Source organism: Stieleria sp., from assembly GCF_041595215.1.
GTDB classification, from domain to species: domain Bacteria; phylum Planctomycetota; class Planctomycetia; order Pirellulales; family Pirellulaceae; genus Stieleria; species Stieleria magnilauensis.
In genome coordinates this window covers 1-6,109 of record NZ_JBFHKV010000473.1, presented here as the reverse complement: position 1 = coordinate 6,109, position 6,109 = coordinate 1, and the positions used below count along the sequence as shown (strand labels likewise).

Genomic DNA, 6,109 nt, shown 5'->3' with positions numbered 1-6,109 from the left:
CACTTCACCGACCGCCGCCGGATCCAATCCCAGCAGTTCCATCACCGTCAACGCGGTGTCGGCGCGGTCGATTTGGATCACCGTTTCGCCCGATGGGCCGACCAGCTTGAGCCCACGGATCGATAGCGGAGTGATCCAGCCGACATCGATCGAATCGGCCGAGGCGGTCCAGCCGTAGGCCTGAGCTTTCGAGGCAAGCATGGACCGGGCGACGCCGGTGTGGCTGACCAAACTGGGAGCCGCGAGCGCCAACAGGGCGAGAAATCCGAGTGCCAGCAGCAGCATTCGGTAGTAGCGTCGGGAGCGATTGGAACGTCGTCGCCGCGTGGCATCGAGCTGAGAACGCTCGAGATCATCTAGCAAATAGTCGTCTCTCACCACGATCACATCCTTGTGCCTGCGCACAGAAATCCCTTCACCTGAAAAGCGCTGCGGACGAGAGTACGCCAAAACGCCCCCGCGGCGCAAGATCAATCTGGACCGCCCGGCGAATCAGCGACAGGAGAACTGGAGCAATGGGTCAAAACATTGGGTGGTCAAAAAATGAAAACCCGAGCCGGCGCCATCCCTTTGACCACCCCATTTTTTGACCACCCCATTTTTTGACCAATCAATTTTTTGACCAATCAATTTTTTGACCACGTCCTTTCTAGGCCGCATCCCTTGCCGCTAGTTTTGCTCCGACTTGGGGTTCTCGGCCTGCGGCTTTTCATCCTTAGAAGGCGTCGCGTCCGCTGCCTCCTTCACCTCCGGCTTCGCTGCCTCCTTTACCTCCGGCTTTCCTGCCTCCTTCACCTCCGGTTTCGCTGAAGGCTTCGCGTCGGCCTTTTCCGCTGGCTTTGGATCCGATTTGGCGGCGTCTTTTTTCTCAGCCTTCTCAGCGGGCGCCGCCTCTTTGGCCGGTTCCTCAGGCTTCGGCTTTTCGTTCCACTCCAGCTTGGCCGCTTCTTGACGTTCCTTTTTGGAGGCGATGACGGGGAAATCGACCGTGGTGATGCCGCGGTCGACGATCCAAATGTTCCGGAAACGGACGGGGTCGCCGTGATCTTGAATGTTGATCGGTGACAACGTCGGTTCTTCGGGTTTGCCGGCACCGGTCTTAGTAGCCAGTTCGACGTCATCTTGCACCTTGACGCCGTTGACCCAACTGGTCACGCGTGCGTTGCGGATCTTGCTGCCGTCGGCGGCCCAGCGTGGTGCAGTGAAATGGACGTCATAGGTTTGCCAGACCAACGGCGGCAGTGCCATGTTCACGTCGGGGGCTTTCATGCGGTACAGAGCCCCGAGGCCGTTGTACATCTTTTCGGTTCCGAACGAATCGAGTACCTGGCACTCGTAGCGGCTCTGCAGGTACAGGCCACTATTGCCGCGCTGTTGGCCTTCGGCTTGTGGCATGTAGGGCAAACGAAATTCGACGTGCAGGTCAAAATCTTGGAACATCGGCGAGATCATCGCGCCTTGCTTGAGCAATCCGTCATCGGTCATCTCGGCTTTGACGAAGTGGTCGACGCTGGTGCCGTCGAACAAGACAGTGGCACCCTCGGGAGCTTTGGCACCGAGCGTGGGGCTGACACGGTGAACGCGTTTGAGTCGTCCGAGCAACTTGCCGCTGGAACTGACCAGATTGCAGCCCTTGGGGTCGACAAAGATTGCCCAGGGTCCACCGGAAAGCACCAGACTGTCGTTGCCCCGGAGCCCGATCAGCCGCATCTCTTCGCTTTGGTGGTTGGGCTGCCCCGGCAGCCCGCCGTAAAACGCGATCGCATGGAATTGGTCTCCCGCGACCGGGCGGATTTGCAACGCCACGCTCTGTTTCTTTTTCTTTTCGCCTTTGGCCCCGATCTGGCCGACGAACTCCCCCATCAACGGATAATTTGGTTCCTTTTCCGGCGGCACCGTGTAGGCCGGCCCTTTGCCAGGGATGACGGTCGGTTTCTGGGCAAAACTGGCGGCGGGAATCAGCAACATCGCCGCGACGAGCAACGCCGCAGCGGTATGGAATCCGAACTTGTTCAGGTGCAGTGACATGGGGGGCAATAGGCCAAAAGCGTGGAACCGAGGCGGGGAGATCTGCAGCGAGTCGCGTGAGCCATCCGAATCCGATTCGATCTCGAACGGCCGGCTCGCAGCACAAGAGTCTAATTCGCGCGGTACGCAGGCACCACGTTGAGCCCAAAAATTCGTCGCAGGGGGTCACGCCGAGCGGGTGAACGCGTGTGCCGGGCGTCGCACCGCAGGGTAAACCGAGGTGGAGACGGATTCGATGTGATCCGGCAATTCACGGCCCCGCCCGACTCATGTTAAACTGACGCGTGTCATGTTCGTTTCCTAACCGCCCGGTTGTCCCTCGAGTTGTGATGGATGAGTGAAGCTGCCCGATATCTCCCGCACTACACCGTCGCGGATTACCGTCTTTGGGAGGGCGACTGGGAATTGTGGCACGGAACCGCCGTCGCGATGACGCCCAGCCCGTTCGGCCGACACGGTGGACTGCTCGTCAAACTTTGTACGGCGCTGACGATCGCAATCGATCAAGCCCGGTGCGATGCCTGCGTGCTCGTTGAGATCGACTGGATCATCTCGGACGATACCATTGTCCGCCCCGATGCAAGCGTCCTTTGCGGAGGACCTCCCGACGGGCACATTGAATCGACGCCGGCGATGATCGTCGAAGTCTTGTCCGACTCCACGCGAGACCGCGACACCAATCAGAAGCGATCGCTGTATCAACAGAATGACGTTCCCTGGTATCTGATCGCCGACCCAAACGATTCCTCGGTCCAACTGCTTCGGCTCAGCGACCGGGGCGAATACGAATCCGTTCCCGTCGCTCAACACGTCCAACTCTCGATCTGCGACCACTGTCGACTAGTCGTGGACTTTGGCTGGCTGTCGCGCTGAGAACGATGTTCGGTTCAAATCAGCGCCCCTACACTCTTTTTCACGCAGATTTGTCTGCGGTGATCTGAGCGGCTACCATCAGTGACATCCTCGTACGATTTCCCCTGCCTTCGCACCTCTCCGGATCCGCCGATGATCGCGTCCCCACCGAATCGATTTCCTCGCTGGCGTTCCTCTCTGGCACTGATTTTGTCGCTCTGCGCTGTCATCGGCGTGACCGCCGTCGCCTCCGCGGCTGAGTCTCAGCGGCCCAACATCGTGTTCATCTTTACCGATGACCACTGCACCCAAGCCCTCAGTGCCTACGACCCGACGCGGATCACGACGCCCAACATGGATCGCATCGCCCGCGAGGGCATGCGGTTTGACCGCTGCTATGTGACCAACGGAATCTGTGGCCCCAGCCGAGCCGTCATCCAGACCGGCAAGTACAGCCACTTGAACGGCTTCATCCGCAACGGAAATAAATTCAACGGCGACCAGCAAACGTTCCCCAAGCTGCTGCGGGCGGCGGGCTACCAGACCGCCGTGATCGGCAAGTGGCACCTGGCGACCACGCCCCAAGGGTATGACTACTACGACGTCTTGAAAGGCCAAGGCCCGTACTACAACCCGCCGATGATCACCGAAGGTCCCGATGGACAACCGGTCACGCGACCGCATACCGGATACACCACCGAAATCATCACCGACAAAACGCTCGCCTGGCTGAAGCAGGATCGCGATCCCGACAAGCCGTTCATGGTGATGTACCAACACAAGGCGCCCCACCGAAATTGGAGACCGGCGCCCAAGTACTTGACCTGGCTGGACGACGTGACGATTCCCGAACCGGAAACCTTGTGGGACGACTACCAGGGACGCACCCAATCGGCCAGTCGGCAGACGATGACGATCAAGACCCACTTGAACGCCAACGACCTGAAGTTGTCTGGATATGGCAACATGAACGACCAACAGAAGATCGCATGGGACGCCGCCTACGGCCCCAAGAACAAGGCGTTCGAAGCCGCCAAAGACTCGATGACCGAAGAAGAGATCATCAAGTGGAAGTACCAGCGTTACGTGAAAGATTACCTGCGCTGCGTCAAAAGCGTCGATGACGGCATCGGCCAAGTGCTCGATTACCTGGACGAAAGCGGACTGGCCGAAAACACCGTCGTGATCTATTCCTCCGACCAAGGCTGGTATCTGGGCGAACACGGTTGGTTTGACAAACGTTGGATGTACGAAGAATCGCTTCGCACACCACTATTGGCACGCTGGCCCGGCAAGATCGCGCCGGGATCGACCAACAACGACATCACTTCGAATTTGGATTTCGCCGAAACGTTCCTGGACCTGGCCGGTGTGGACGTGCCCAGCGACATGCAAGGCCGATCACTCGTGCCGCTGTTCCAAGGCAACACGCCGGACGATTGGCGTCAGGTTTTCTACTATCACTATTACGAGAACCCCGGAGCCCACAACGTCGCGCGTCATTACGGCGTCACGGACGGACGGCACAAATTGATTCACTACTATGCACTCGAAGGCAAGACGATCGACGATTGGGAATTGTTCGATCTGAAAGCCGATCCGAACGAACTGCAAAGCGTGTACGGAAGCACCGACTACGCCGATGTCCAAAAGCGGCTGATGAAACAGCTGGCCGCGGCCAGGGAACAGTTCGGCGTTCCCGAAGATTCGGATCCGGGCACAGCCCGCAACCGCCAACCGAGGAACCAGGCGAAAAAGAAGAAGTAGTGATCTGCGCCGGTTCGCTCCGTCAGCAAAGTCTTTGAGCAAAAAAGCCTATCATCGTCGCGACGACGGCGATGATTTGGCGCCGCAGCGAGTCCCTAAGTGTGACAACAAACGTCACCGCTTCTTAACGCCGAGAATCCAATCCACGATCTCAGCAAAAAAGATGAATGGAGACAGCAGCAAGAACAGGAGTGCAGTCGAGCCGAGATGGCCCCATGATCTCCAGACGATGTAGATTAATACCGCAGAGTAGCTGGTGAATTTCAAAAGCCCGCGGATCGAGAACTGCGGCTTGGATGACGATGGACGCTCCGTCGGTGATTCTTCGCTCATACACATTGAACCCATCGCCCCCGGACGGCGTCGTAGCGAGTGATCACCCACTTCATCAACCACGCCCCATCGACTCGTTGTCCATCCTCAAATCACTCGCGGTGTGATTGCGTACGACCCAATCCAAACACGCTGTTGCAACCGATGACGAAAAAAGCATCGAGTTGTGTGTATCAAACGTAACCAGCGATTCTTCAAGATTACCATGACGGGTGCAAGACAGTGGCACTGAAAAGTCGAAACGCCCAGCGACAGTCATCATAGGGCACGCAGTCAGTTTTGGTAGTTGAAATCCCGACGCAGCAGTGAGCGCCCGATGATCTAGCAAGGGGGCGAATGGCCAACGCAGGAATCGAGGAAGGAGACGCGTAGAGGGGATCGTGGAGAAGGGCGGAGCCAGCATGACGATTGGCCCGTTCCATTTGGCCTCGTGGACCGCGAGCCAGGTCGCAACACATCCGAGGCTATGAGCGACGATCGCATCAGGTGGTTGTTCTCGCAGATTTAACGACAGTTTCGCAACGATGTCCTCGAGCGACAGTCCAACACTTGGATAGCGAAACAACGTTGCGTGAGATGAATCACTGGAAAGACGACTGATAAGCGGTCGAAAAAAAAACGACGCCACGGCAAAACCATGGACAACTCGAAGCGATATTTTGGACAAGGTTTCTGATCGGCGAACATCCACCGCTCAACGCAGCTCAGCGAACGCAATTGTGTATTTGATGGACGCCGACTCCGTGCCTGCGAGTGCAACGGATGGTCCGCACGTCCGGCCGCGACGACAGCCCGTACCATCGCCGCTGATGGTCAATGTAACCGATCGCCAGACGCAAGTCCGTCTTCGCAGACCGAATCCACCGCCCACCGACCCCACTCTACGACCCCGAACGGGCAACGCTGTGAATCATTTACTTCCTGCGTATGACGAGGTGTTAGCGGCAGGGCGCAAGCCTGGGCTGCTTAAAGTTCGGGGTTGACGACCTTATTCCTTTGCGCAGATTTCATTCCTGTAATGCCTGGCACCCGTTTCCCCGTTGTAGGACACGGAGCAAGAGATTGAAAATTTCAAAATGAAAACTTCCAATTGCAAATTTGCATTTTTCAATTTTCAATTTTCAATTTG

6 protein-coding genes are annotated in these 6,109 nt (G+C 57.5%); 2 read left to right on the top strand and 4 right to left on the bottom strand.

The window, feature by feature from the left end; translation table 11 throughout:
* Both ABX749_RS18105 and ABX749_RS18100 read right to left on the bottom strand, forming a co-directional pair.
* On the bottom strand, positions 1-378 hold a 378-nt coding region (locus ABX749_RS18105; RefSeq protein WP_372897198.1), incomplete at its 3' end, for a hypothetical protein.
* Between the two features lie 291 nt (positions 379-669).
* Positions 670-2,028 carry a family 16 glycoside hydrolase gene (locus ABX749_RS18100; protein WP_372897197.1) on the bottom strand — a complete coding sequence of 453 codons (1,359 nt, stop codon included), beginning with the start codon at positions 2,026-2,028 and terminating at the stop codon, positions 670-672.
* Positions 2,029-2,361: 333 nt separating this feature from the next.
* Between ABX749_RS18100 and ABX749_RS18095 the strand changes: the two genes are divergently transcribed.
* Both ABX749_RS18095 and ABX749_RS18090 read left to right on the top strand, forming a co-directional pair.
* Positions 2,362-2,901 (top strand): Uma2 family endonuclease, encoded by a 540-nt coding sequence (locus ABX749_RS18095; protein WP_372897196.1) that lies wholly within the window; start codon positions 2,362-2,364, stop codon positions 2,899-2,901.
* Positions 2,902-3,033: 132 nt separating this feature from the next.
* A complete protein-coding gene (locus ABX749_RS18090; protein ID WP_372897195.1) occupies positions 3,034-4,647 on the top strand; it encodes a sulfatase in 1,614 nt (537 codons plus the stop codon).
* Positions 4,648-4,761: 114 nt separating this feature from the next.
* Here ABX749_RS18090 and ABX749_RS18085 read toward each other — a convergent pair whose 3' ends face one another.
* Entirely contained in the window at positions 4,762-4,980 is a 219-nt protein-coding gene (locus tag ABX749_RS18085; RefSeq protein WP_372897194.1) for a hypothetical protein, read from the bottom strand.
* A gap of 55 nt (positions 4,981-5,035) precedes the next feature.
* On the bottom strand, positions 5,036-5,671 hold the full coding sequence (locus ABX749_RS18080) for an alpha/beta fold hydrolase (RefSeq protein ID WP_372897193.1): 636 nt from the start codon (positions 5,669-5,671) through the stop codon (positions 5,036-5,038).
* Positions 5,672-6,109 lie beyond the last annotated feature (438 nt).